This window comes from Micromonospora sp. NPDC049230 (assembly GCF_040647875.1).
GTDB lineage: Bacteria > Actinomycetota > Actinomycetes > Mycobacteriales > Micromonosporaceae > Micromonospora.
On record NZ_JBEZCZ010000001.1, the window covers coordinates 250,353 to 276,022 of the forward strand.

Annotated in this window: 19 protein-coding genes; 7 read left to right on the forward strand and 12 right to left on the reverse strand. The window is 73.1% G+C overall.

What is annotated here, in order from left to right:
* Window positions 1–109: 109 nt before the first annotated feature.
* Complete coding sequence (locus tag AB0A95_RS01210) at window positions 110–1,012, reverse strand: TIGR01777 family oxidoreductase (protein ID WP_357553570.1); 903 nt, start codon at window positions 1,010–1,012, stop codon at window positions 110–112.
* Window positions 1,013–1,323: 311 nt separating this feature from the next.
* Between AB0A95_RS01210 and AB0A95_RS01215 the strand changes: the two genes are divergently transcribed.
* Window positions 1,324–2,175 (forward strand): NAD(P)H-binding protein, encoded by an 852-nt coding sequence (locus AB0A95_RS01215; RefSeq protein WP_357553571.1) that lies wholly within the window; start codon window positions 1,324–1,326, stop codon window positions 2,173–2,175.
* Between the two features lie 31 nt (window positions 2,176–2,206).
* On the opposite strand, the gene AB0A95_RS01220 is transcribed toward AB0A95_RS01215, so the two are convergent.
* Entirely contained in the window at window positions 2,207–3,205 is a 999-nt protein-coding gene (locus AB0A95_RS01220) for an aldo/keto reductase (protein WP_357553572.1), read from the reverse strand.
* A gap of 56 nt (window positions 3,206–3,261) precedes the next feature.
* Between AB0A95_RS01220 and AB0A95_RS01225 the strand changes: the two genes are divergently transcribed.
* Entirely contained in the window at window positions 3,262–3,639 is a 378-nt protein-coding gene (locus tag AB0A95_RS01225; RefSeq protein WP_357553573.1) for a MerR family transcriptional regulator, read from the forward strand.
* A 23-nt stretch (window positions 3,640–3,662) separates the two neighbouring features.
* On the opposite strand, the gene AB0A95_RS01230 is transcribed toward AB0A95_RS01225, so the two are convergent.
* Window positions 3,663–4,157, reverse strand: coding sequence for a hemerythrin domain-containing protein (locus tag AB0A95_RS01230; protein ID WP_357553574.1), 495 nt, complete (start codon window positions 4,155–4,157; stop codon window positions 3,663–3,665).
* A gap of 90 nt (window positions 4,158–4,247) precedes the next feature.
* Window positions 4,248–5,585 (reverse strand): low temperature requirement protein A, encoded by a 1,338-nt coding sequence (locus AB0A95_RS01235; RefSeq protein WP_357553575.1) that lies wholly within the window; start codon window positions 5,583–5,585, stop codon window positions 4,248–4,250.
* Window positions 5,586–5,797: 212 nt separating this feature from the next.
* On the opposite strand from AB0A95_RS01235, the gene AB0A95_RS01240 reads away from it, so the two are divergent.
* Window positions 5,798–6,733: an SDR family NAD(P)-dependent oxidoreductase gene (locus AB0A95_RS01240; RefSeq protein ID WP_357553576.1), complete on the forward strand. Its 936-nt coding sequence runs from the start codon at window positions 5,798–5,800 to the stop codon at window positions 6,731–6,733.
* A 62-nt stretch (window positions 6,734–6,795) separates the two neighbouring features.
* On the opposite strand, the gene sucB is transcribed toward AB0A95_RS01240, so the two are convergent.
* Both sucB and lpdA read right to left on the reverse strand, forming a co-directional pair.
* Window positions 6,796–8,631 carry a 2-oxoglutarate dehydrogenase, E2 component, dihydrolipoamide succinyltransferase gene (sucB, locus tag AB0A95_RS01245; protein WP_357553577.1) on the reverse strand — a complete coding sequence of 612 codons (1,836 nt, stop codon included), beginning with the start codon at window positions 8,629–8,631 and terminating at the stop codon, window positions 6,796–6,798.
* A 67-nt stretch (window positions 8,632–8,698) separates the two neighbouring features.
* Entirely contained in the window at window positions 8,699–10,129 is a 1,431-nt protein-coding gene (gene lpdA, locus AB0A95_RS01250) for a dihydrolipoyl dehydrogenase (RefSeq protein WP_357553578.1), read from the reverse strand.
* A 140-nt stretch (window positions 10,130–10,269) separates the two neighbouring features.
* Here lpdA and AB0A95_RS01255 point away from each other — a divergent pair, with 140 nt between their 5' ends.
* Window positions 10,270–10,599: a hypothetical protein gene (locus AB0A95_RS01255; RefSeq protein WP_357074879.1), complete on the forward strand. Its 330-nt coding sequence runs from the start codon at window positions 10,270–10,272 to the stop codon at window positions 10,597–10,599.
* A 97-nt stretch (window positions 10,600–10,696) separates the two neighbouring features.
* Here AB0A95_RS01255 and AB0A95_RS01260 read toward each other — a convergent pair whose 3' ends face one another.
* On the reverse strand, window positions 10,697–12,271 hold the full coding sequence (locus AB0A95_RS01260) for a leucyl aminopeptidase (protein ID WP_357553579.1): 1,575 nt from the start codon (window positions 12,269–12,271) through the stop codon (window positions 10,697–10,699).
* A gap of 162 nt (window positions 12,272–12,433) precedes the next feature.
* Between AB0A95_RS01260 and gcvT the strand changes: the two genes are divergently transcribed.
* Window positions 12,434–13,564, forward strand: a complete 1,131-nt coding sequence (gene gcvT / locus AB0A95_RS01265; protein ID WP_357553580.1) for a glycine cleavage system aminomethyltransferase GcvT — start codon at window positions 12,434–12,436, stop codon at window positions 13,562–13,564.
* Between the two features lie 118 nt (window positions 13,565–13,682).
* Here the strand turns inward: gcvT and AB0A95_RS01270 are convergent, their stop codons facing one another.
* The 3 genes from AB0A95_RS01270 to AB0A95_RS01280 all read right to left on the reverse strand — a co-directional run bounded on the left by AB0A95_RS01270 (window position 13,683) and on the right by AB0A95_RS01280 (window position 17,818).
* Window positions 13,683–14,972 carry a DUF2314 domain-containing protein gene (locus AB0A95_RS01270; RefSeq protein ID WP_357553581.1) on the reverse strand — a complete coding sequence of 430 codons (1,290 nt, stop codon included), beginning with the start codon at window positions 14,970–14,972 and terminating at the stop codon, window positions 13,683–13,685.
* Window positions 14,973–15,039: 67 nt separating this feature from the next.
* Window positions 15,040–15,813: an adenosylcobinamide-GDP ribazoletransferase gene (locus AB0A95_RS01275; RefSeq protein WP_357553582.1), complete on the reverse strand. Its 774-nt coding sequence runs from the start codon at window positions 15,811–15,813 to the stop codon at window positions 15,040–15,042.
* Window positions 15,803–17,818, reverse strand: coding sequence for a bifunctional adenosylcobinamide kinase/adenosylcobinamide-phosphate guanylyltransferase (locus AB0A95_RS01280; protein ID WP_357553583.1), 2,016 nt, complete (start codon window positions 17,816–17,818; stop codon window positions 15,803–15,805). Before AB0A95_RS01280 ends, AB0A95_RS01275 begins: the two co-directional genes overlap by 11 nt.
* Window positions 17,819–18,096: 278 nt before the next feature.
* Here AB0A95_RS01280 and AB0A95_RS01285 point away from each other — a divergent pair, with 278 nt between their 5' ends.
* Entirely contained in the window at window positions 18,097–18,297 is a 201-nt protein-coding gene (locus AB0A95_RS01285) for a hypothetical protein (protein ID WP_196918986.1), read from the forward strand.
* Window positions 18,297–19,094, forward strand: a complete 798-nt coding sequence (locus AB0A95_RS01290; RefSeq protein WP_357553584.1) for a site-2 protease family protein — start codon at window positions 18,297–18,299, stop codon at window positions 19,092–19,094. The genes AB0A95_RS01285 and AB0A95_RS01290 overlap by 1 nt, the downstream gene beginning before the upstream one ends.
* A gap of 193 nt (window positions 19,095–19,287) precedes the next feature.
* On the opposite strand, the gene AB0A95_RS01295 is transcribed toward AB0A95_RS01290, so the two are convergent.
* Together AB0A95_RS01295 and AB0A95_RS01300 are read right to left on the reverse strand one after the other, a co-directional pair.
* On the reverse strand, window positions 19,288–20,286 hold the full coding sequence (locus AB0A95_RS01295) for an aldo/keto reductase family protein (protein WP_357553585.1): 999 nt from the start codon (window positions 20,284–20,286) through the stop codon (window positions 19,288–19,290).
* A gap of 44 nt (window positions 20,287–20,330) precedes the next feature.
* A complete protein-coding gene (locus AB0A95_RS01300; RefSeq protein WP_357553586.1) occupies window positions 20,331–25,472 on the reverse strand; it encodes a WG repeat-containing protein in 5,142 nt (1,713 codons plus the stop codon).
* Window positions 25,473–25,670: the final 198 nt, after the last annotated feature.

Consider the following 25,670-nt stretch of genomic DNA (forward strand, 5'->3'; position numbering starts at 1 on the left):
TGATCATGGGGTTATTGCCACGACACGCGCCGAGGCGAATGGCAATAACCTCATGATCAACGCGAACGGGGGCGGGGCAGGAGGGGGCGGGGGCGGGGGCGGGGCACTGTTAGGGGGTTGGGGTTAGGGCTTTTTGGAGGGCTGTCGGGAGGGTGGGGTGTTGGTAGCGGTAGGCGGCTCTCGTCAGGACGCCGGGGAGGACCCTGGTGCTGGTGAGGGCCTCGTGGGCGAAGCCGCCGAGGGCCACCTTGAGCGCCAGCGCGGGGATCGGGATGATCGCCGGGCGGTGCAGCTGCCGGGCCAGTTCGCGGGTGAACTCGGCGTTCGTCACCGGGTTCGGGCCCACCACGTTGACCGGGCCGGCGATGTCGTGGTCCAGCAGGAAGGCTGTCGCGTCCAGCCAGTCGGCGAGCGAGATCCACGGCAGCCACTGCCGGCCGCTGCCCAACCGCCCGGCGATGCCCAGCTTGAACGGCAGCAACTGCGGCTTGAGCAGCCCGCCGTCGCGGTGTAGTGGCAGGCCGGTGCGCAGCCGCACCACGCGTACCCCGGCGTCCTCGGCCGGTCGGGTCGCGGCCTCCCACACCCGGCAGACGTCGGCCAGGAAGCCCTCGCCGGCCGGCGCGTCCTCCTCCACGGCCCGGTCGCCGGTGTTGCCGTACCAACCCACGGCCGAGGAGTTGAGCAGCACCCGGGGCCGGTCCCCGGCCGGCAGCCCGGCGGTGGTGGTCGCGAGCGTGGTGGTGCTGTCCACCCGGCTGGTCCTGATCAGCCGCCGGTAGTCGTCGTCCCAGCGCTTGTCGCCGACGCCCGCACCGGCCAGGTTGACCACCGCGTCCGCCTCGGCGACGACGGCCGGGTCGAGCTGCCCGGCGGCGGGGTCCCACCGCCGTTCCCGCGAGTCGCGCGGCGACCGACGGACCAGCCTCGTGATCTGGTGCCCGTCCGCCGTGAGCCGTTCGGCCAGCCGAGTGCCGAGGAAGCCGGACGCGCCGGCCAGAAGGATGCGCATACCCCCATCTTCGTCCAGAACGCCACTGACGGATGCGTTGGCCCGGCGACGGCGGGGTGTTCCGCCAAGAAACCTGCGCCAGCACGCCGATCCGCGTGGAAAACGCAGGTCAAGGGGCGTCCCAGCCGCCGAAAAAACTGTGCCGCGCGTATTCGGGGTCACCGCGTTTCCGCAGGTCAGAGCAAACATGAATACGTTATTCGCAATTGCTTCCGGCGCCGATCTGACCGACCATGAGCCATCCGAGAGCGCCCCCGGAATGGCGGGGTTGGCTCGCCGCGCCCGCCGACGGGCGACCCTGAGGAGGAACCATGCCGATTCTGGTGACCGGAGCGACCGGGACTGTCGGAGGCAGCCTGGTCCGGCAACTGGTGAGCGCCGGCCACGACGTACGCGCGCTGACCCGCGATCCCGCGTCGCCGGCGGCCACCGCGCTGCCCGCCGGGGTGGAGGTGGTGGCGGGCGACTTCGCCAGGCCCCACACGCTTGTTGCGGCGCTGCGCGGCGTGACGCGCATGCACCTGGTCGCGATGGATGGGTATGGTCCGCTGACCACCGGCGCGGAGGTCCTGGAGTTGGCCCGGCAGGCCGGTGTCCGCCGGGTCACCCACCTCGGCCACAACGATCCGAGCCGGGCGGACGACGACCCGATCGAGGCACCCCACCGGCCCCTGCACCGGGCGGTGGAGAATTCGGGCCTGGAGTGGACGCACATCTTCCCGGGTGAGTTCATGGCGAACACCCGCGACTGGGCGGCCGGGATCCGCACCGAGGGGGTGGTGCGGGCACCGTTCGGGGACTGGAACAGCGCGCTGGTCCACGAGGCGGACATCGCCGCGGTCATCGTGGCCGCGCTGACCGAGGACGGCCACGCCGGCCGCGTCTACCAGCCCACCGGACCGGAGCCGGTCCGCCGCCGCGACGCCGTCCGGATGATCGGCGAGGCGATCGGCCGCCCGGTGCGCTTCGACGAGCTGACTCCGGAGCAGGCCCGCGAGCACTGGAAGGACCTCTACCCGGCCGAGGTGATCGAGTGGTTCCTGGAGATGGGGCGCCATCCCGACGGCAGCGGATGGGTCGCCCCGGATGTCGAGCAGGTGACCGGCCGCCCCGGGCGCACGTTCCGGCAGTGGGCCGCGGAGCACGCGGACGACTTCCGGTGACGGCGCCCGGGGCGGCCGGCCACCGCGGCGGTCAGGCCGCGTGGGTCGGGCGCAGGTCGGCGAGCAGTCGCTCCACCTTGGCGTACGCCTCGGCGCTGAGCGGGCCGAGCGCCAGGGTGGCCAGGTTCTCCTCGGCCTGCGCCACAGTGCGCAGACCGGGGATCGGGACGGTACGGGGGCTGCGCGCCAGCAGCCAGCCGAGCGCGCCCTGCGCGAGGGTGCGCCCGTCCGCCGTGAGCGCCGCGCGGACCTGCTCGACCCGGGCCGCCCAGCGTGGCGTCGGCCGACCGTCGGTGAACCACTCCAACCACTCCGGGGCGCGTCCGCGCACGTCGTCTGGCCCGACCGCCCGGGTCGACCCGGTGAGCAGCCCCATCGCCAGCGGACCGCGGTTGAGGCTGGCCAGGTCGTGTTTGTCGCAGACCGCCAGCACCGCCGGGTTGTCGCGCAGCACCGACTCGTCGTGCTGGATCGCGGCGCAGTGCGGGCCGGCGGCGGCGAACGCCTCCGCCGAGGCGGGGTCGTCGGTGCTCCAGCCGTACGCCCGGATCTTGCCCTGGTCGACGAGGCCCTCCAGGGTGTCGACCAGGTCGAGCGCGGCGGGCACCGGCAGCTCGGCGATGTGCAGTTGGTACAGGTCGACGTGATCGGTGCCGAGCCGGCGCAGTGAGTCTTCCAGGCTGCGGACCGCGTACGCCGGGCTGGCGTCGGTGCCGAGCGCCCGCCGGGTGGCCTCCTCGCTGACGTTGCCGAACTTGGTGGCGATCACCGCGCGGTCCCGCCGGCCGGCCAGGGCGCGACCGAGGATCCGCTCGCTGTGCCCGGCACCGTAGTTGCTGGCCGTGTCGAACAGGGTCACCCCGAGATCGAGCGCCCGGTGGATGGTGCGGACCGACTCGTCGTCGTCCACCTCGCCCCAGCCGAACGGCTGCGCGTCGTCGCCCCAGAGCGGCCCACCGATCGCCCAGCACCCCATCCCGATGGCGCTCACCGTGATGCCGCTGCGTCCCAGCGTTCGTGTCGTCGTCATGGTCACCAGCCTCCAACCTGGAGCGCACTCCAGGTCAAGCACTACCATCGCGGAGCATGAACGGTTACGCCCCCTCGGAGGCCGCCCGCCGCAGTGGCTTCAGCCTCGACACCCTGCGGTACTACGAGAAGATCGGGCTGCTCGCCGACGTGGATCGGACGGCGGGCGGGCAGCGGGTCTTCACCGACGACGACCTGGGCTGGCTGGTGCTGTTCCGCTGCCTGCGCGACACCGGAATGCCGATTGCGCAGATGCGCCGCTACGCGCAGTTGGCCCGGGAGGGCGAGCACACCGCCGACGAGCGGCGCGACCTGCTGCGCCACCACGCGGCGCGGGTGGAGGAGCAGATGCGCCTGCTCCAGCGCCAGTACGACCACCTGCGGGAGAAGATCCGCTTCTACGAGCGGCAGCTCGGCCCGGCGCCGCAGGAGTGATCGGCACCGGGCCGGGCCATCCGTCAGGTCGGCGGTGCGGTCAGGCCGAGGAGTTGCTCGGTCGTCCCGGGCCGGCCGGTGAGCGCATTCAGCGCGCTGACCAGCCGTTTCTCCTCGTAGCGGAAGTGCGACTCCAGTAACGCGGCCAACCCGTCCAGCTCGGCGCGCACCTGGGCGAGCGGCAGCGCCGGGTCGCCGGCGAGCAGCGCCTCGACCCGTGCCAGGATGCCGGCCACCACCTCGTGGTCGGTGATCAGGTTCGCGATGACCGGGCGCAGCTCGGGGACCTGGTCGGCGAGCAGCCGGAACGCGCCCGCGTCCTCACCGGTGTGGTGTCGGCCGAGTGCCGCGCAGAAGGTCAGGCAGTGCGCCCGCAGGTCCCGCGACGCCCGCGCGTCGCCCGAGGTGTCGAGGTCGGCCCGAAGTCGGGCCAGTTCCGCGCTGAGCCAGAGGTGGATCTCGATCATCTGATTGCCGACGGCGGCGAGCCGGCCGGCCGGTGAGGTGCTCGGGTGCACGTTCGTCCCATGCTGTCCCCGCGCCTCCATGCCCACGGCGGCCTTCGAGCCGGGTGCACCGCGACGCTGCGCCGGATTCTATACCGGCGGTCACGGGGTGGTCGGCTCGTCGGTTTCCCGCACGTCGTGCCAGCGGGCGCGCCAGGCCGCCTCGTGGGCCTCGTGGCTGGTGCGCTCCTGGAAGACGGCGGCCCGCAACGCGTGTCGGGAGCCCGACAACACCAGCACCTCCACGGCGACCAGCCCCACGCAGATCACTGTCGCGAGGGTGAGCGCGCCCAGCCCCGGCAGGTGTTGGCCGACCGGCAGGGCGGCCGTCAACACCACGATGACGCCGACGCGGGTCCAGGTGACGGTGTGCAGGGTGCGTAGCTGAAAGAGCATGTTGACGGCGAAGTAGCAGATCAGGCCGCCGAACAGCATCGGCACGGCCGGGCCCTCGACCCGCTCGGCGATCCCGCCGGCCGGGTCGGTGATCTTGTGCAGGATCTGCTCGTTGCCGATCGAGAAGAGGATCACCCCCGCGATCATCGGCAGGTAGAGGTACGCGTACGCGTCCCGGGCCATCGCCACCCGCGGGCCGCCCTCGGAGGAGTGCAGGGCGATCCGGGCGGCTGGCCCGATGAAGTCGAAGTGCGCCCACCAGAGGGCGGCAGTGACCACGATGCCGAGCGCGGCGGCCGCCACCGCCGGCCAGGTGACCGGCTTGCCGAGCAGGTTGCCGCCCACACCCGTGGAGATGATCGACTCGCCCAGCGCGATGATCAGGATGAGGTCGTAGCGCTCCGTCCAGTGTTCGGCGCTTGTCACTCCCCAGCCCCAGGTGCCGACGATGAAGCCGGTGGCGTACTGCACCACCACCACCGCGATCCACAGCGCGTCGCGGACCATGGCGGCCCGGTCCGGGTCGGTGATCTGCGGCGGTATCAGCGCGGCGGCCAGCAGCAGCACGATGCTCACCGCCAACTCCGGGGCGAACCGCCGCAGTTGCCGCCGCTCCTGCGGGCTGTCCCGCACCACGTGCTGATACAGGTACATGTGCACGGCCCGGACCACGACGTAGCTGATGGCCACCAGCATCGGGCCGCCGGCGCCGCCCTTCGGGTCGCTGAACGCCTGCGGCAGCGCCAGCGCGAACGCGAACAGGGCCACCATGGCGATCACCATGAGCACCGGCACGTAGCCCTCACCGAGCCGGACCCGGGTGGCGACCAGGCTGTGCACCACCCAGATCCACCAGAGCACGGCGAGCACCAGACTGGCGTGCAGCAACTGTCGGCCGGAGATGTTCGCGGCGGTCGCCCGGGTGATGATGAAGAACGAGAAGACGAAGACCAGGTCGAAGAAGACCTCGAACTTGTCCACCCGGGCACCGGGGGCGATCGGGACGGCAGGGCCCAGTTGCCCGCCCCGCCGGTAACTGCCCACGGTCCCACTCTGGCAGCGTCTGCCCTGCTCATAGGCTCGAACGGCGATGGCGGCCCGGTCGAGCGTTACCTCCGGCCCGGGGCGGGGAACCGCCGGGAGGGGCAGTCGTTCGGTCCGGAGCGCCGCCGGTCGGCGCGCAGGCCGAATCATGGCCACCAACGGCCTCCGGCAGCGGGCCGGTCGGTCCGACCCACCCTGGACAAGGATGGATCATGACGACGAACAACCCGATCACCACCTCGTTCGCCCATCACTCCACGGCCATGGACGTGATCCGGGGCGTGGACCTCGTCGGCCGGCGGGCGATCGTCACCGGCGGTTCGTCCGGCATCGGCGTGGAGACCGCCCGGGCCCTCGCCAGCGCCGGCGCGGAGGTCACCCTCGCCGTCCGCAACCCGGACGCCGGCCAGCAGGCCGCCGACGACATCACCGGCACCACGGGCAACGACCGGGTCATGGTCGCGCCGCTCGACCTCGCCGACCAGGGATCCGTCGCCGCCTTCGTCGCCAACTGGGACGGCCCGCTGCACATCCTTGTCAACAACGCCGGCATCATGGCCGCGCCCCTGAGCCGAACCCCGCAGGGCTGGGAGATGCAGTTCGCCACCAACCACCTGGGGCACTTCGCGCTCGCCACCGGGCTGCGACAGGCACTCGCCGCCGACGGCGGGGCCCGGATCGTCTCGGTCAGCTCCGCCGCCCACCTGCGCTCACCGGTGGTCTTCGAGGACATCCAGTACGAGCGCCGGGAGTACGAGCCGTGGCAGGCGTACGGGCAGTCGAAGACGGCCAACGTGCTCTTCGCCGTGGAGGCGAGCCGCCGCTGGGCCGACGACGGCATTTTTGCCAACTCGCTGATGCCCGGCGCGATCCAGACCAATCTCCAGCGCTACGTCAGCGAGGAGGAACTCAACCGGATCCGCGCGGGCAACGCGGCGGCGTGGAAGACAGTCGAACAGGGTGCCGCCACCTCGGTGCTGGTCGCCGCCTCACCACTGCTCGACGGTGTGGGCGGGCGCTACTTCGAGGACTGTCAGGAAGCCGCCCCCGCCCGGCCCGGCGGGCGCACGGGCGTCGCCGCGTACGCGCTGGACCCGGAGGCCGCCGAGCGGCTCTGGAAGGTCTCGACCGACCTGCTGAAGAGCTGAGCGACGCAGACGAAAGGGCGCCCCGGCCGACGACCGGGGCGCCCTCTACGCGTTGAGCGGGATCAGGACAGGCCCAGCTCCGACTCGAAGTTGCCAGCCTCCAGCCGCTCCTTGATCGCGCTCAGGAAGCGGGCCGCGTCGGCACCGTCGATCAGCCGGTGGTCGTACGACATGGCCAGGTAGACCATCGACCGGACCGCGACGACCTCGCCCAGGTCCGGGTCGTTGACCACGACCGGGCGCTTGACCACGGCACCGGTGCCGAGCATCGCCGACTGCGGCTTCGGCACGATCGGGGTGTCGAAGAGCGCGCCCCGGCTGCCCGTGTTGGTGAGCGTGAAGGTCGCTCCGGCGATCTCGTCCGGGCTGATCTTGTTGGTCCGGGTCCGCTCGGCCAGGTCGGCGACCCGCTTCGCGATGCCACCGAGGTTGAGGTCACCGGCGTTGTGGATGACCGGCACCACGAGGCCCCGCTCGGTGTCCACGGCGATGCCGAGGTGCTCCGCGGCCGGGTAGGTGATCGTGCCGCCGTCCAGGTCCAGCTGGGCGTTGACGATCGGGTACGTCTGCAACGCCTCGACGGCGGCGAGGGCGAAGAACGGCAGGAAGGACAGCTTGACGCCGTGCCGCTGCACGAACGAGTCCTTCGCCTGCGCCCGCAGCTTGGCGACCCGGGTGACGTCCACCTCGATCACGGTGGTCAGCTGCGCCATCTCGTGCAGCGACTCCTGCATCCGCTTGGCGATCGCCTTGCGGATCCGGGGGAGCTTCTCGGTGGTGCCCCGCTTACCGCTCGGCTGCGGCTTCGCGGCCGGCGTGGCCGGGGCCGCCGACGCGGCCGGCTGTGCCGCCGGAGCGGGAGCGGCCTTGGCGGCCTTCGCCTTCTCGGCCGCGTCGAGCACGTCCTGCTTGCGGATCCGGCCACCCACACCGGTGCCGTTGAGCGTGGACAGGTCGACGCTGTGCTCACTGGCCAGCTTGCGCACCAGCGGGGTCACGTACCCGGCGGCCTCCTCGCCGGCAGCCGGCGCCGGAGCGGACGGGCGCGACGGTGCCGAGGTCGGCGCGGCCGGCTGCGCGGCCTGCTCGGTCTTCGCCGGCTGCGCCGAGCTCTCGGTCTCCGCGGCCGGCTCGCTGTACGAGGCGCCCTGCGTCGGCTCCTCGACCTTCGGCTCCTGCTTCGGCGCGGCCTTCGGAGTCGGCGCCTCCGCCTTCGGCTCGGGCTTCGGCTCGGGCTTCGCCTGGGTGGGGGCCGCACCGGCAACGCCGATGATCGCCAGGTCGGCGCCGACCGCCGCGGTCTCGTCCTCGGCGACCTTGATCTCCAGGACGGTGCCGGCGACCGGCGACGGGATCTCGGTGTCCACCTTGTCGGTGGAGACCTCCAGCAGCGGCTCGTCGACCTCGATGGTCTCGCCGACCTGCTTGAGCCAGCGGGTGACGGTGCCCTCGGTGACGCTCTCGCCCAGGGCCGGCATCTTCACCGCGGTGCCCTCGCCCGAGGAGGCGGCGGCCGGAGCCGGGGCCTCGGCCGGGGCCTCGTCCTGGGCCACCTCGTCGGCGGTGCCCTCGGCGGCGGCCGTCGGCTCGGTGACCGGCTCGACCGACTCGGCGGGGGCCTGCTCCTGCGGGGCGGCCTCGCCACCGCCGGTCGATTCGCCCTCACCGGCGATGACCGCCAGCTCGCTGCCAACCTCGGCGGTCTCGTCCTCGCCGACCACGATCCGGCTCAGCACGCCCGCCGCAGGCGACGGGATCTCGGTGTCGACCTTGTCGGTCGAGACCTCGAGCAGGGGCTCGTCGACCTCGACCGTGTCGCCCTCCTGCTTGAGCCAGCGAGTGACAGTGCCCTCGGTGACGCTCTCGCCGAGCCGGGGCATGGTGACCGATACCGGCATTTTCTGAGACTCCTTCATTCCCCTGGTGGGATCTTCGCCCGTCGCCGGACGCCGCGGTTGTGGATGATCAGGCGTGCGCGTGCAGCGGCTTGCCGGCGAGGGCCAGGTGCGCCTCGCCCAGGGCCTCGTTCTGGGTCGGGTGGGCGTGCACGAGCTGGGCGACCTCGGCCGGGTAGGCCTCCCAGTTGTAGATGAGCTGCGCCTCACCGATCAGCTCACCCACCCGGGCGCCGATCATGTGCACCCCGACCACGGGGCCGTCCTCGACCCGGACCAGCTTCACGAAGCCGGTGGTCTTGAGGATCTGGCTCTTGCCGTTGCCACCCAGGTTGTAGTTGTACGTCTTGACCTTGTCGGCGCCGTACTGCTCCTTGGCCTTCGCCTCGGTCAGGCCGACCGACGCCAGCTCCGGGTCGCAGTAGGTGACCCGCGGGATGCCGACCTCGTCGATCACGGCCGGGGTCTGCCCGGCGATCTCCTCGGCGACGAAGATGCCCTGCTGGAAGCCGCGGTGCGCGAGCTGGAGGCCGGGCACGATGTCGCCGACGGCGTAGACGTTCGGCACGCTGGTGCGCAGCCGCTCGTCGGTCAGCACGAAGCCGCGGTCCATCTTGACGCCCTGCTCCTCGTACCCGAGGTTGGCGGTGTTCGGGCCGCGACCCACGGCGACCAGCAGCAGCTCCGCCTCGACGGTCTCGCCGCCGGAGATGGTCAACTTGACGCCGTTCTCGGTCTTCTCGACCTTCTCGAACGGCTTGCCGACCTTGAAGTTGATCTTCCGCTTGCGGAACGCCCGCTCCAGCGCCTTCGATGACTCCTCGTCCTCGGCGGCGACCAGCCGGGGCAGCGCCTCGACGATCGTCACGTCCACACCGAAGGACTTCCACACGCTCGCGAACTCGACGCCGATCACGCCGCCACCGAGCACGATCACCGACGACGGCACCCGGTCCATCGTGAGCGCGTGGTCGCTGGTGATGATCCGCTCGCCGTCGACGTCCAGGCCGGGCAGGCTCTTGGCGTACGAGCCGGAGGCCAGGACGATGTTGCGGCCGGTGTAGCGCTTGCCGTCCACCTCGACGACGTTCTTGCCGACGAGCGTGCCGTGGCCCTCGACGATGGTGATCGCCTTGTTGCCCTTCAGCAGGCCCTGCAAGCCCTTGTGCAGGCGGGAGATCACGCCGTCCTTGTACGAGTTGACCCCGGCCATGTCGATGCCGATCAGCTCGGCCTTCACACCGAACTGCTCCGACTCGCGGGCCTGGTCGGCGATCTCCGCGGCGTGCAGCAACGCCTTCGTCGGGATGCAGCCGTTGTGCAGGCAGGTCCCGCCGAGCTTGCCCTTCTCGATCAGCGCGACCTTCAGGTCCAGCTGGGCGGCGCGCAGCGCCGCCGCGTAACCGCCGCTGCCACCTCCGAGGATGACGATGTCGAAGGTCGCTTCGTTCGGCTCGCTCACGTCCAACTCCCAGGTCGCGTCGCTGCAATGGGGGGTCACCGGGGTGTAACACAGACACACCCCACCTCGGTCATCTTGTCACCACCGGGCACAGGGTGCGTACCGAGGTGCCCAACGACACGTCATCGACACGTACCCTTGGCACCGTTGTCGATGACGTACGGTGGGGGAGAGGTCCGGTGGGGTTGTTCCGGCGCCGCAAACAGGCGGCTGTGCCGAGCCGTGATCGTGTCGCCGATCGTGGCGACCTGGACCATCTGGAGAACTTCGTCCGGAGCCGACGTGGCGTCGAGGCGTTCATCGAGCCGCGCACGACGGTGACCGAGACCACTGTCATCCTGATCGCCGACGACGGGGAGTGGACCCGGCGGCGCATCGACGGCCCGGACGGCGCGCGGCGCTTCGCGTACCGGATGGGCATCCCGGTGTACGACGTCCGGCTGATGGGCTACCCGCAGCGGATGCGCGACTTCAACGAACGGCGCAAACGCCGCCCCGAGCGGCACTGAGGCGCTGGCGCCGCCCCGAGGCGCTGGCGCCGCGAGCGGCACTGAGGCGTGCGGAAGGGCCGCCCGCGTTGGCGGGCGGCCCTTCCGCGGGGCTCCGTCAGCCGTTGGCGGCGACGTCCTCGACGAGCTGCACCAGCATGCGGACCGGGACGCCGGTGCCGCCCTTGGTCCAGTAGCCGGTCGGCTCGCCCGAGTGGTAACTCGGACCGGCGATGTCAATGTGCGCCCAGGCCACGTCGTCGGTCACGAACTCGCGCAGGAACACGCCGCCCTGCAACATGTGGCCGGCCCGGTCCATCCCGGCGTTGACCTGCGAGATGTCCGCCACGTCGGACTCCATGCCCTTACGCACGTCGTCGGGCAGCGGCATCGGCCAGGCGGGCTCCCCGACCGCGTCGCCGGCCACCTGGACCCGCTCGCACAGCTCCGGGGTGCCCATCACGCCGGCCACCCGCTTGCCGAGCGCGACCACCTGGCCACCGGTCAGGGTGGAGGTCTCGAACAGGTAGTCGGTGCCGTCCGCGCAGGCACGGGCCATGGCGTCGCCCAGGATCATCCGGCCCTCGGCGTCGGTGTTGAGCACCTCGACCCGCTTGCCGTTGAACATGGTGATCACGTCACCCGGCCGGTAGCTGGTGCCCGACGGCATGTTCTCCGCCATCGGCAGGTACGCGCTGACCGCCACCGCCGGCTTCAGCGCGGCGATCGCCAGCATGGCCGCGCCCACCGCGGCCGCGCCGCCCATGTCGGACTTCATCTCCCACATGCCCTGCGCCGGCTTGATCGAGATGCCGCCGGTGTCGAAGGTGATCCCCTTGCCGACCAACGCGACCCGCTTGCCGTTGCCGCCGTCCTGCGGCGTGTAGGTGAGCTTCACCAGCCGGGGCGGGGCCTCCGAGCCCTGACCGACCGCGACGATGCCGCCGTAACCGCCGGCGGCCAGCTCCGCCTCGTCGAGCACCTCGACGCCGAGGCCCGCGTCCCGGGCGGCACCGGCGACCGCGTCGGCGAACGACGGCGGACGCAACTCGTTCGGAGCGGTGTTCACCCAGTCCCGGGTGAGCCGGACCGCGTTCGCCACCACCTGAGCCCGGGTGACCTCCGCCTGGGCGCCCGCGTCACCGGCGTCCGGCACCGCGATGAGCACCTCGGTCACCGGCTCCCGCCGGGTCGGCTGCGGGCGGGTCTTGTAACCGGCGAACCGGTACCCGCCGAGCAGCGCACCCTCCGCGACCGCGCGCAGCTCGGCCGACGCGTCCGAGTCGTCCGGCAACGGCATCGCCAGCGCGACGGTGGGCGCGCCCGCCAGGGCCCGGATCGCCGAACCGGCGGCCCGGCGCAGCGTCTCCGGGGCCGGCGCGGCACCGGACGGCTCCGGGCCGAGCCCGACCGCGGCGACCAGCGGGGCGGTCACGGTGCCCAGCGTGGCCAGCTTGATGACCTCACCCGGCCCACCGGTCGCGCCGAGCAGCGCCAGCGTCTCGGTCAGCTTTCCGTCGAACGCGGCGGCGATGCTCTCCGCGCCGCTGGCGAGCAGCAGGGTGCCGGCGAGGCCGCTGGTGGCGCCCTGCTCTCCGGTCTGGCTGTGCACGCCGATCACGATCGCGTCGACGGCGAGCTCGGCCGGATCGGTGTCGACCAGGCTCAGGTTGGTGGTGCGGGGCGATGTCACTGAAGCTACTCCGGGCGGGCCGGGCCGGTCGCGGCGTCGCGTACCGGCGGTGAAGGTCTTCGGCGGAACGTACCCGCCGAACGTCATGGTTGTCCCGCCGACAGCGCCAGCGGGCTCCCGCCGATGCTAACCAGCGACCTGGCCCCCGGTAAGTTGCCACCCATGACCGACGTGACCTCCGACGCCGCCGCGACCCGGCTGCGTCGTTCCCCGCTGCACGAGCGGCACACCGCCGCCGGCGCCAAGTTCGCCCCCTTCGGGGGCTGGGAGATGCCGCTGGAGTACGCCGGCGGCGGGGTGCTCAAGGAGCACACCGCGGTGCGGACCGCGGTCGGGGTCTTCGACGTGTCGCACCTCGGCAAGGCCCGGGTCAGCGGCCCCGGCGCGGCCGACTTCGTCAACTCCTGCCTCAGCAACGACCTGGGCCGGATCGGGCCGGGCCGGGCGCAGTACACGCTCTGCTGCGACGACGCCACCGGGGGCGTGGTGGACGACATCATCGCCTACCTCTACGCCGACGACCACGTGTTCCTCATCCCGAACGCCGCGAACACCGCCGAGGTGGTGCGCCGGTTGCGCGCCGCCGCGCCCGCGCAGGTCACCGTCACCGACGAGCACGAGGGGTACGCCGTGCTGGCCGTGCAGGGCCCCCGCTCGGCCGAGTTGCTGGCCGCCCTCGACCTGCCCACCGACCACGGCTACATGAGCTTCTCCGCGGCGAGCCTGGCCGGGGTGGAGCTGACCGTCTGCCGTACCGGGTACACGGGCGAACTGGGATACGAGCTGGTGGTGCCGGCCGAGCACGCGGTGACCGTCTGGGACGCGCTCTTCGCCGTGGGGGAGGCGTTCGAGCTGCGGGCCTGCGGGCTGGCCGCCCGGGACACCCTGCGTACCGAGATGGGCTACCCACTGCACGGGCAGGACCTCTCGGCGGACATCACCCCGGTGCAGGCCCGCTCGGGCTGGGCCGTTGGTTGGGACAAGCCGGCCTTCTGGGGCCGCGACGCGCTGCTCGCCGAGAAGGCCGCCGGCCCCCGGCGTACGCTGCGCGGCCTGGTGGCCGTCGACCGGGCCATCCCGCGCCCCGGCATGACCCTGCACGTGGGCGACAAGCAGGTCGGCACCGTGACCAGCGGCACCTTCTCGCCAACCCGCAAGCAGGGCATCGCCCTGGCCCTGCTGGACACCGACGCCAACCTCTCCGACGGCGACGAGGTCGAGATCGACATCCGAGGCCGCCGAGCCCCCCTAACCCTCACGAAACCCCCCTTCGTAACCCCCTCAGTGAAGTAACCCCCACCCACCCCTCCCCCTTCGCCCCGCCCCGTTGATCATGGAGTTATAGCCGTCGCCGTCGGCGTGTCACGGCTATAACTCCATGATCAACCGGGGTGGGGGTGGGGTGGGTGGGTTAGGGGGTGGGGGGTTCGCCGGAATCTAGGACTGCCTGGGTCCAGCCGCCTTCGATGACGCCCGACGCGTCCAGGACCGCCCAGTCGACTACGTCTGTCGCTTCCACCACCACCGGGGCGCCGATGCGCACGCTCGGGTCGGTGTTGGCGTCGCTGGCGCTCACGCCGACGATGCGCTCCGCGGCCTCCCAGGAGGTGACGCCCGCCCAGAGGTACTCCGGGCCGTCGTCGCCGGGCAGGCCGTACTTGACCACCAGCTGCGACTCGGCGGGCAGTTGGCCGGCGACGAACCGGGCCCGCGCGTCACCCAGCGCCGCCCGCGCGGTGGCGACCGCCCGGCTCATCGCGTCACCGGAGCGGGCGTAGCGCACGTCCGGCTGGATTCCGGAGAACAGGGTCGCGCAGGCAGCGGCGTAGTAGCGCCCGTCCGGGCCCGGGTGGCCGGCGGGTGGGCGCAGGCTCAGGAACGAGTCGGCCTCCGGGTCCGTCGCCGGGTCCAGCTCCAGGCGCAGCAGCACCGGGGCCGTCGCGCCGTGCTGCTCCGGATTGCCGTACGCCACCGCGATGTCGTGCCCGGTGACAGTGGCCAGCACCGGCAACTGCACGAACGCCGGCACCTCCTCGCCGGTGAGCCCGTCGGTCCAGTCCCGCAGCAGTCGACGGGCCGCCCCGGTCATCACCGCACCCCAGGCGCGGGTGAGGTGGTCGGGCACCCCCTGGGTCTGCAACTCCAGCAGCCCGAAGCGGCGCAGCCCCTTGGTGGTGAACCACAGCCCCTCCGTGTCGGACGAGTACGGCACCAGCACCCAGTCGACGAGTCGGACGCGGCCCTGCTCGTCGGGGAGCGAGCGCAGCGCGGTCGCCGGGTCGAGGAACTGGAGGCCGAAGACGTCCACCACGTCGCTGTCGACGGACTCCGCCACGGCGGCCGCGACCGCGCGGGCCGCCCACTCGTGCGCGGGCGGCCAACCGGGCCGGTATTCGGCCTGTACGACCACCAGGTGGCTCGCCGCGGCCAGCCGGGCCAACTGCTCCTCGGTGGCGCCGAACGCGGTGAGCAGGTCCGGCGGCAGCTCGGGAAAGTCGGCGATCGGCCGGGTGTCGACGCTCATCAGCGGGCTGTCCAGCATCTGGCGGGCCAGCCCGTGCACCGGCTCGGCCAGCCGGCCGGTCAGGGCCGCCACCGCGGTCTTCGCGCTGACCTTCGGCAGCCCCGCCATCGGCACCAGGTAGGTCGCGCTGAGCGACTCCGGCACCGGTACGGGCAGGAAGTCGTCAGTGATGAGCATGCTTGTGTCCCCCGGTGGCCGTGCCGGTGCTGTCGAGCCGAACGCTACCCGGCCCGCCGTGCCCGGTTCAGGCGGACAGCACCACACCCAGGTAGACCAGCGTGGTGACCACCTCGACGGTCGCGCCGAGCACGTCGCCGGTGATCCCGCCGAGCCGGCGTACCACGTGGGTCAGCAGCGCGAGTGCGACGGCGAGTGCGGTGGCGACGGCCAGCGGCCCCTGCCACGGGCGGCCCGGCACCGCGGGCACCGCCAGCAGCGCGACGGCGACCGCGCCGACGGCCAGTGCCACCGGGCCGACAGTGCCGGCCACCAGCGCGCCGAGCCCGTCCGGTCGGGCCGCCGGCACTCCCCGTCGGCAGGCCACAGTGACGCCGAACCGCCCGGCGGCGGTCGCCGCGACCACCGCCGCGAGACACGCCAGCCCGGACCGCCCCGCCAGGTCGGCGAGCGCCGCCGCCTGCACCAGGAGTACGACCACCAGGGCGACCACCCCGAACGGGCCGACGTCCGGCTTCTTCATGATCTCCAGTGCGGCCGCCCCCCGCCGGTACGAGCCGAGCGCGTCCACTGTGTCGGCCAGCCCGTCCAGGTGCAGCCCGCGGCTGAGCAGTGCGGCCGCGCCGACCGTCACACCCGCGGCCACCAGCGGGGGAGCGAACGCGCCGGTCAGCAGCAGCACACCGGCCAGCAGGACGCCGAGCAGCGCGCCGACCACCGGGGCGAGTGCCATCGCGGTGCCGGCGACCGGGCGGTCGATCCGCCCGGCCCGCACCGGCAGCGTGGTGAACGTGGTGACCGCCAGCCGGGTTCCCGCGAGGAACCGCGACTCAGCCGGCACGCCAGCCCGACGCCGGCTGCTCGTCCGCCCCGGTGCTGGCCGGACCCGGCCCGTCCGGCTCCGGTTCGGCGAAGTCGGGTTCAGCGAAGTCGGGCTCGGCGACATCCGGGCCGGCATGCCTCGGGCCGGTGGGCTGCGGCTCGTCGGCGGCCGGGTCCGTCTCGCCGCCCCCGAGCGACGGGTGGACCGGCAGCGCGACGGACAGCGCGAGCACCGAACGCAGCAGCGGGAGCGCGACAAGCGCGTTCGCGCCCTCGCCGAGATCCATCCGCAGGTCGAGCAGCGGGGTGAGGCCGAGCACGTCGGCGGCGAGCCGCACCGACGGGTGACCGCCGTGGTCGGCGAGCAGGCACCAGTGCCGGGCCTGCCCGGCCAGGTCGCGGCTGACCATGCCGGCGGCCACCCCGACCGGCCCGTCGAGCAGCACCGGTACCCGACGGGCGGTGGCGCCGAGCAGCACGCCGGTGGCCACCGCCACGTCGCCGCCGCCCAGCTCGGCCAGGATGTCCTTGGCGCCGCGCGACGAGCGGTGGGTGCGGTGCAGCGCGTCGCGGACCGCCGCGCAGCGGATCATCCACGCCGCGTCGTCGATCTCGCCGGCGTCGGTGATCACCCGGCCCAGCACGGCCGGCGGCTCGGCGCCCGCGGTCGCGGCGAGCACCGCCGCGGCCGCCGCCTCGGTGCCGGCGCCGCACGCCCCCAGCACCAGCAGCTGTACGCCGGCGTCGGCGGCCTGCTCGGCGAGCCGCCAGCCGTAGCGCAGCGCCGACTCCACCTGATCGAGCGAGAGCGCCGGTTGGTCCTCCATCGGCGCGGCGGTGGGAGTGTCCACCACCTGGAGGCTGGCGCCACTCTCGGCGGCGAGTCGCGCCAACGCGCCCTTGCCGGCGCGGGCCTGCGCGGCCCGGCGTGCCGACTCGCCGGCGACGGTGCCGGCGGACGCCCCGCCGGCGTGGTCGCCGTGCAGCAGCAACACCCGGACCGAGCCCCAGGCCCGGGGGGTGGGGGTGCCCTGGGTCGCGGCGGCGAAGCCGACCACCCGGTCCAGTACGCCCAGCCCGGCGCCCGGTACGTCCAGCGTGGCCAGTCGGTCCACCGCCTGCGGGCCCGCGAACTCGTCGGGCATCGGCAGTTCCATGCCCGGCTGGATGACCAGCCCGGTGGCCACCATCGGCAGCGCCATGGTCGGGGCGGCCCAGGGGTTGCCGGGTTCCTGGGTCGGAACGACCGGCGGCGCGTGGGTCAGCACGTCGGGCAGCTTCACCTCGGGGACGGGCTCGGCGTCGGCCAGGCTGCCGCGGGCGGCTGGCCCGCTCGTGCTGCCGGCAGCGGCCAGGGTGGTGGCGCTGCCGGCGGTGGCCAGGGTGGTGGCGCTGCTGGCGGTGGCCGGGGTGGTGGCGCTGCCGAGGGAGGCCGGCTCGGTCGCGTTGGTGGGTGCCGCGGGGATGGTCGTGCTGGTGGCCGGCTTGAGCCACACCGGCTGGCCGGCGACCACCAGGGCCACCGCGTCGCAGGCGTCGGCGACCGCGCGGTTGGCCGCGCCCAGCGCGTCGGTGAACGCCCGGCCCAGCGGGGTGGTCGGCACCAACGACAGCCCCACCTCGGGGCTCACCAGCACCACCCGGGCCGAGCAGGTGCGGATCGCGTCGGCCAGCTCGTCGATCGTCGCCACGTCGTTGGCCGGCTGGTGCGCCGGGTCGAGCAGCACCGTCACCCAGCCGCCGAGGTCGTCGACGAGCAGCGTCTCGTTGGGCTCGGCGGACGCGAGCACGTCGGCCAGCCGGCGCGGGTCCTCGGTGGTCTCCTCGGTGGTCCAACTGCCCGGTCGTCGGGCGCGGTGCGCCGCCAGCCGGGTCGCCCACTCGGTGTCCTCCGGGTCGCCCTCGGGCGCGGTGGCGAGATAGCGGACCACCGGCGCGTCGGTGACCAGGGACTCGGCGAACTCGGACTTGCCGGACCGGATCCCGCCGAGCACCAGGACCGTGTTCCACCCGTCTACGGACATGCCCGTACCTTAGTTCGCCGCGTCCGAGTCCGGGCACGTCGCCCCAGCCCTGCCGAAGATCCGCCTCCCGCCGCGCCGATCTTGCACTTTCGGTCGCCGAGATGCGTGGAATGCCTTCAATATCCCGGCAGAAAGTGCAAGATCGCGGGAGGGATGGGTGGTGTGGGGATTGATCTTGCCGGGGTTCCGTGGGTGAGCGAGCGGCCGTTGCGCTGTGGGCCGACTACGCTGGCGAGGGTTCGTCCCACGGGGACTTCAGCGGCGAGGGGAGACGCGGCATGGCGTGGAGCTGGCGGTACGAGGGCACTGACGGCCAGACGGTCGAAGGACCGGCGGAGTCGTTCAGCAGCCAGGCCGACGCCGAATCCTGGATCGGTCAGACCTGGCGGGAGCTCGCGGCGTCCGGCGTCACCTCGGTCGCGCTCGTCGAGGACGACCGGGTGGAGTACCGGATGAGCCTGCTGCCCACGGCCGAGTGATGGCATACGACCGGCCGGGAGCCGACGGGCTGGTCCTCGGCGTACCCAGGGCGGCGTTTCGGCCCAGCCCGGTCTTCCTCGGCCTGGTCGCCCTCTTCGCGGTCAGCGGAGTGATGGCATGGAACGGTTACGGCAACGTCCGGTTCGACGTGTTCCTGTTCGTGGTGTCCGGCTGGCTGGTCTCACTGTGCCTGCACGAGTACGCCCACGCGGTGGTGGCCTACCGGGCCGGCGACCGGGACATCGCCCACCGCGGCTACCTGACGCTCAACCCGTTGAAGTACACCCACCCGCTGCTGTCGATCGTGCTGCCGGTGGCGGTGGTGCTGCTCGGTGGCATCGGCCTGCCCGGCGGGGCGGTCTGGGTGGACCGGCACGCCATCCCGGGTCGACTGCGGCACACACTTGTCAGCCTCGCCGGACCGGCGACCAATGTGCTGTTCACGCTGGTGCTCGTGCTGGCGGTGCGGCTCGGCACCCAGTCGGGCGGGCCGGTGGAGTTCTGGGCGGGGGTGGCGCTGCTCGCCTTCCTGCAACTCACCGCGAGCGTGCTGAACCTGCTGCCGGTGCCCGGTCTGGACGGCGGCAACATGATCCAGCCGTGGCTCAACCCGCAGTGGCGCAAGATGTACGACCTGTTCGCCCCGTACGGTTTCCTGCTGCTCTTCGCGCTGTTGTGGAACCCGCGCATCGGCGGCTGGTTCTTCGACGCGGTCTTCGCGATCGGTGACCTGCTCGGTCTGCCCTCGTGGCTCTACGCCACCGGCCTGGAGCTGATCCGCTTCTGGCAGAGCTGACCGGCCCTAGCGAAAGGGCGGAGCTGACCGGCCCCGGCGACGGGGCGGAGCTGACCGGCCCCGGCGACGGGGCGGAGCTGACCGGCCCCGGCGACGGGGCGGAGCTGACCGGCCCCGCCGACCGGCGGAGCTGAGGTGACCGGCCCCGGCCCGGTCGGCGCGAAGCCCTCGCGTCGGCCGGGCCGGAACGGTGTCAGGGACGCCGCGCGGGGGACTCGGTCTTCGCCGGGTCCCGCTCGACGATCGGCTCGACGATGTCGTCGATGGCCTTGAGCAGGCCGGCGTCGAGCTTCACCCCGGCCGCCTTGACGTTGTCCTGCACCTGTTCGGGGCGGGACGCGCCGATGATCGCCGACGAGACGTTCGGGTTTTGCAGGACCCACGCCACGGCGAGCTGGGCCATGCTGAGCCCGGCCTGCTCGGCGAGGGGCTTGAGCTGCTGGACCCGGGTCAGCACGTCGTCGTTCATGAACCGGGAGATGTACCCCTTACCCGACTTCTCGTCGGTGGCACGGGAACCGGCAGGTGGCGGCTGGCCCGGCAGGTACTTGCCGGAGAGCACGCCCTGCGCCATCGGCGACCAGACGATCTGCCCGATGCCCAGTTCCTCGCTGGCCGGCACGACCTCGGTCTCGATGACCCGCCAGAGCATCGAATACTGTGGCTGGTTGGAGATCAACGGGATGTGCAACTCCCGGGCGAGCGGGTGGGCGGCGCGCAGCTGGGCTGCGGTCCACTCGGAGACGCCGATGTAGTGCGCCTTGCCGGAGTGCACGACGTCGGCGAACGCCTCCATCGTCTCTTCCAGCGGGGTGCTGATGTCGTAGCGGTGGGCCTGGTAGAGGTCCACGTAGTCGGTGCGCAGTCGGCGCAGCGAGCCGTTGATCGACTCCATGATGTGCTTGCGGGACAGGCCACGGTTGTTGCGGCTGGGCCCGGTCGGCCAGTAGACCTTGGTGAAGATCTCCACGCCCTCGCGACGCTCGTTCTGCAACGCCCGGCCGAGCACGTCCTCGGCCTGCGTGCCGGCGTACGCGTCGGCGGTGTCGAAGGTCGTGATCCCCGCGTCGAGCGCGGCCCGGACGCAGGCGAACGCCGCGTCCTCCTCGACCTGCGAACCGTGGGTGATCCAGTTGCCGTACGAGATCTCGCTGACCATCAGGCCGGAACGGCCCAGGTATCGGAATTCCATGTACCGACCCTAGCTCCAGTGGATCACCAGTGACGGGCGGCGACTCAGAGCACCGGATTGGCGTCGGTGAGTAGCCGGTCGATCTCCTCCAGCACCTCGGCGCGATCGCGGTGCACCGGGTCGATGAGCGGTACGCCGCGCCGGTCCAGCGCACCCCATCGCCCGTTGCCGCTCTCGACCAGGAACGCCACCGGGTGGATGACAAGCATCGGGTGCGCCGGTGCGACCAGCACCGCGCCGGTGCGGTCCACCACACCGCGCCGGCCGGCCACGTCGACCACGGCGAGCCCCTCGTCGGTGAAACCGTCGACCTTCTGGCCGTCGGCCAACTCGGTGACGAACCCGTGGTAACGCGTGGGCACGACGATCCGACCGGTCCGGTCGACCGCCCCCCACCCCTCGCGCCGCACCGCGGCCAGCCCGCGACGGAACTGTCGTACCTCGGCGAAGTTGGGCGCGACCTGCACCGCGCCGGTCGCGTCGATGGCCGTCCACCCACCCTCGCCGACCACCCAGGCCAGGCCGTCGCTGAACGGGTGCGCCGCCCGGTAGGAGGGCGGGATCACCGTCGTACCGAGCAGGTTGATCAGCGACCACCGGTCGGTGTCCGGCCGGCGTACCCAGGCCAAACCGTCGTGGAACGGCTGCGCCTCGGCGTACCGGGCGGGGATGACCACGTCGCCGTCCGGGCCGGTGTAACCCCACAGCGACCCGTCCCGGTCCGGCACCGGGGGCCGGTCACGGTCGAGCACCTCGTCCCGACCCCTGCGGTACGGCCCGAAGCCGTCAGCCGTGGCCCGGACGGCGACCGCGTCGAGGGCCACCCGGATTCGGTCCAGCAGTTCGGCGTCGCCGGCGCCGCGCAGGTCGAGCGCCTGCTCGAAGTGCTGGCAGGCTTCCATGAGCCGTCCCTGGTCGTAACACGACCGTCCGGCGTGCTCGTGGAGTGCGGCCCGCAACCGGTCGGGTAGCTCGACCGAGTTGGCCTGGGCGAAGAGTTGGTCAGCCTCGGCGAAGTTGCCGCGCCAGCGCAGGACGTGGGCCAGCCGGGCCTGGGCCAACGCGGTCCGGCGCAGCTCGCCGGTGGCCTCGGCGTAGGTGAGGGCGAGCCGACCATCGGCCAGCGCGTCGTCCAGGTCGCCGAGGATCCGCGAGGTCACCGCCCGCAGGCTGAGCAGCCGGGCCCGGGCGCGGTTGTCGACCGCCGAGCCCAGCTTCTCGGTCAGCCGTCGCCGGATGGCCCGCAGGTCGTCCGGCTCCGTCAGCTCCTCCCGCAGGGTGACCGGGTCCAACCGCCAGCGGTACGCCGCGAGGACCTGCTCCGGGTCGCCCGGGTCGGCCAGCGATGGGCGGATCGCCGGCGGAGCGTCGTCGGGGGGTGCGGAGACGGGCGCGTTCTCCCCGCGCGAGCCGGTCCTCGGGCCGGGAACCGTTGAGGCGGGCGGCGCGGAGGCGGGTGGTGCGGAGGCCGTGTGTGTCGACGCGGGTGGTGCGGAGACGGGTGCTGCTGGGGCGGTGGGCGGCGCGGAGGCGGGTGGTGCGGACGCCGCCTGTGTCGGCGCGGGTGGTGCGGAGACGGGTGCTGCTGGGGCGGTGGGTGGTGCGGAGGCGGGTGGTGCGGACGCCGCCTGTGTCGACGCGGGTGAGGTGGAGTCGGGTGTCGCGGACGCCGGCTCTGTCGGCGCGGGTGGTGCGGACACGGGCGTGGGGACGATCGGCGGTGCGGAGACGGGCGGTGGCACCGAGGATGGCGGCGCGGACACCGGTGCCGCGGAGACGGGTGCCCCCAAGGTCTGCTCTGCGGCGGCGGAAGGTGCGGAGTCGGCAGGTGCGGGGGTGGGTGGCGCGGAGACAGGGGTCCCGAAGCTCTGTTCTCCGGCGGCGAAAGGTGTAGGGGCAGGTGGCGCGGAGACAGGTCCCGTGGCGACCGGCGGTGCGGGCGCAGTCGGTGCGGGGACGGGTGCGACGGGCGGCGTCAGGGTCGACGGTGTGCGGTCTGCCCAGCCCGGTGCTCCCGGGACTGGTGCTCCCGAGACCGTTGCATCGTTGTCATCAGACATTGCGGGCGGGGCCGGCAGTGCGACGTCGTCCGACCAGCCGTCGGTTCGTGAACCGTCCGTCAACCCGGTGCTGCTCGGATCACCCTGAACATCGGACGGCCGGGCGTACGGCAGGGCGTCGTCAGTTCGATCAGGCGCAACGGGATCGGTGTCCCCGACCAGGCGAGCGGCGGCATATTGGCCGTCGACCTCGGCTACGGCTTCGGGCTGCTGGTGCGGCGTCGCGGTGGCGGGGGCGCCGGAGACGGGCCGGTCGTCGCCCTGCACCGATTCGGGCCCGACAGTCGCCGGCGTGTCGTCGAACGGGTCGGCGGCCCAGGTGCCGGCGGTCGGGCGAGCGGGCGGCGCGGACACCGATCCAGGAGAGTCAACCGCTGTCGACCTGCCTGCCTGCTCGTCGGTCAGATCGCGACGGACGTCGGTGGTCGATGTCGACTGATTCCGGTCCACAGTGCCCGGTGTGGTGGGTCGATCGAGTGCCGGTGCGGTGGATAGCTCGGGGTCGCCGGCCGTCGACGCATTCTCGGTCGACTCGGAGCGCTGTCGGTCGTTGTCGGTCGCCGCGGACCGCTGCGGATCATTGTCGGTCGCCGCCGACCGCTGCGGATCATTGTCGGTCGCCGCGGACCGCTGCGGATCATCGTCGGTCGCCGCGGACCGCCGCGGATCATCGTCGACCGACTCGGACGGGCGTGGGTCATTGTCGGCTGACTCGGACGGTTGCCGGGTCGGCGCGGCCTCGCTTGGCCCAGGGTCGGCAGGCTGAGCGGGGCTGAACCACGCGTCCGGCCCGCGGGCACCCACAACCTTGTCCGGGTCTGGAACGGGGGCGACCGGCTCTTCCGAGGGCGGCGGCGGTACGTAGCGGCGCGGTGTGCCAGGGGCGAGCGGGAGTGTCGCCTCGGCGGCTGGCACCGGGGGTTCCGGGGCCGCCGGCGTCGGGGCGGGCGGGGTTGTCGCCGGGGCCGGGACCTGCCAGGCGGGCGGTGGCGCGACCGCCGGTCGTGCGACTGCCGGCCCAGACGCCTGACCCGTGGGGTGCGGCCGGTCGGTCGAGTGCGGCTGGTCCGTGGGGTGCGGCCGGTCGGTCGAGTGCGGCTGGTCCGTGGGGTGCGGGCGGTCGGTCGGGTGCGGCCGGTCTGGGGAGTGCGGCCGGTCTGGGGAGTGCGGGCGGTTGATGGAGTGCGGCGGCATGCGGTGGTCGGTGGGAGAGGCGCTGCCGGACACGTCACCGACCTGGCGACGGTCTGCGGTCGGCTCGCCGTCGCGCCGCTGCTCGGTTGGGCGGTCCGCGGTGTTCGGACCGGGGTAACGCGGCGGTGGGGTGGGACGCACCCCGGCAGCCGGTGCTGGTTCGGCCGGTGCCCGGCGCGCGGACGGCGGTGGGACATCCGAGCGCTCGTCGGAGGTGGGCGGGTCCACCGGCGCGGGCAGGTACTCCAGCCGAAGGCGTGCGGCGGGTGGACCCGAGACGGGCACCTCGGAGGCGGGGGAGACCGGGGCGGCCGACACCGGTCGGTCCCGGCCGGGTGCGGCGGGGGAGACAGGCGATTGCGGCATCGCTCGCTCCGGCGCAACCGGCACGACCCGGCTGGACGGCGACGGGGCCGTCGCCGCTGGGCGTACCGGTCGCTCGTCGTAGCGGGACGGGGTGACCGCCGGGCGCTCGGGCCGGGCGTCCGGTCGTGCCGGGATACCCGACTCGGCGCTGCGGTGTGGGTCGGCGCTGCGGTGTGGGTCGCCGCGGTGGCCCGGCTCCCGCGTGCGGTCCGGGCGCAACGGACCCGACGGCGGCCAGGGCAGGCCGCCGTCCGGCCGTTGGCCGGGCTGCGGCCGAGGCTCGCGGTAGGCGTTGTCGCGCGGCGGTTCGTCGCGGTAGGTCTTGTCGTGCGGCCGTTCGTCGCGGTAGGCGTTGTCGTGCGGCCGTTCGTCGCGGTAGGCGTTGTCGTGTGCCCGTTCGTCGCGGTAGGCGTTGTCGCGCGGCGCTTCCTCGCGGTACGCGTGCTCGCGGTGCCCGTCCTCGCGGTAGGCGTCCGGTCGGGCTTGCTCGCGGGGGCGCCGGTCCGGGTACGCCTCGGCGCGGGCCGCGGTCTCGCGGGGCTGCTGCCGGTGCGGGTCGCTGTCGGCCCGACGCCGGTCGTCGTCGCGGCGGGGATGATCGGGCAGTTGCGCCTCGGGGCGGTGCCGTCGAACGCCGTTGGGTGACGGTTGTGTGCCGGCCCCCTCGTCGGCGGGGTAGCGCCGGTCCGGGCGACGGGTGTCGTCGGCGCGGTCCGGGTGCCCGTCGGCACGGTATCGCGGGCGGCCGTCCATGGGTGCCCACTTGTCGGCTCCGTCGACGACCCGGTCCTCGGTCGTCCGGCCGTCGTGGTCCCGGGTGGGTCGTCCGCCGTATCCGTCGCCGGGGTGGCGTTCGTAACCGGCGACGGGTCGCTCGTGCGTGCCGCGCCGACGCGGCGAATCGTCCGGCTCCGGCACCCAACCGGGATCGGACCGGGGCGCGGGCGAGACCGGTGGCGTGCCCGGGTGACCCCGGTCCCGCTCGGTGGGTTCGGGCCGCTGCCGGCGGCTGTCGTACCGCTGCTCGGAAGAGGGCTGGTCCCGGTGCCAGGCGGCCTCCCGCGCCGGCCCTCGCTCGTCCGTGGGGCGTCGGTCGGACCAGGCGGTACGCCGGTCCGACTCGGGGTTGCGACGATCGTCGCGCCGGGGCGGTTCGGGGAGTGGCCGGCGGTACGGCTCGTGGTCGTAGGTGCGGGGGGCCGCGCCGTCGTTCCGGCCGTAGGTGGACGCGTCGGCCGAGCGCGCGTCGCTCCGGGGCCGGCCGTAGGTCGGTGTCTCGCCCGGCTCGTCATCCACCCAGGTCCGGCCGTGGGCCGCCGGCTCCTCCGGCGGCTCGTCGGCCCAGGACCGGCCGAGGTAGGTGCCGTCCGGGCGGGTGGGCGCGAGCGACGGCACCTCGGCTCGGCCGCTCACCGTCGCCCGACCTCGCGGTGGCGGCTGGTGCGCCGCGCCGATGTCGCCGGGATAGCGCTGGCCGGGGAACTGCGGGTGCCACTCGGTGGTCGGCTCGACCACCCAGGACGGCTCGTTCGGGTCTGACCACCGGTCGGGGTAGCGGCCGCTCATCGGCCGAGCCCGTCGCCATACCCGGCCGCCCGGCCGGCTCCCGCCGCAGCCGAGCGTTCCGCAGCCGCAGCCGGGTGATCGCCGGGCGTCCGGTCGCCGCCTGCCACACCCCGGTGGCCGGCTCGCGTCCGCTCGCTCACGGCGTTGTCACCTCGTTGCAAATTGTCGTGCTGGGGCCTCACGTGCCGGTCAGGTCGC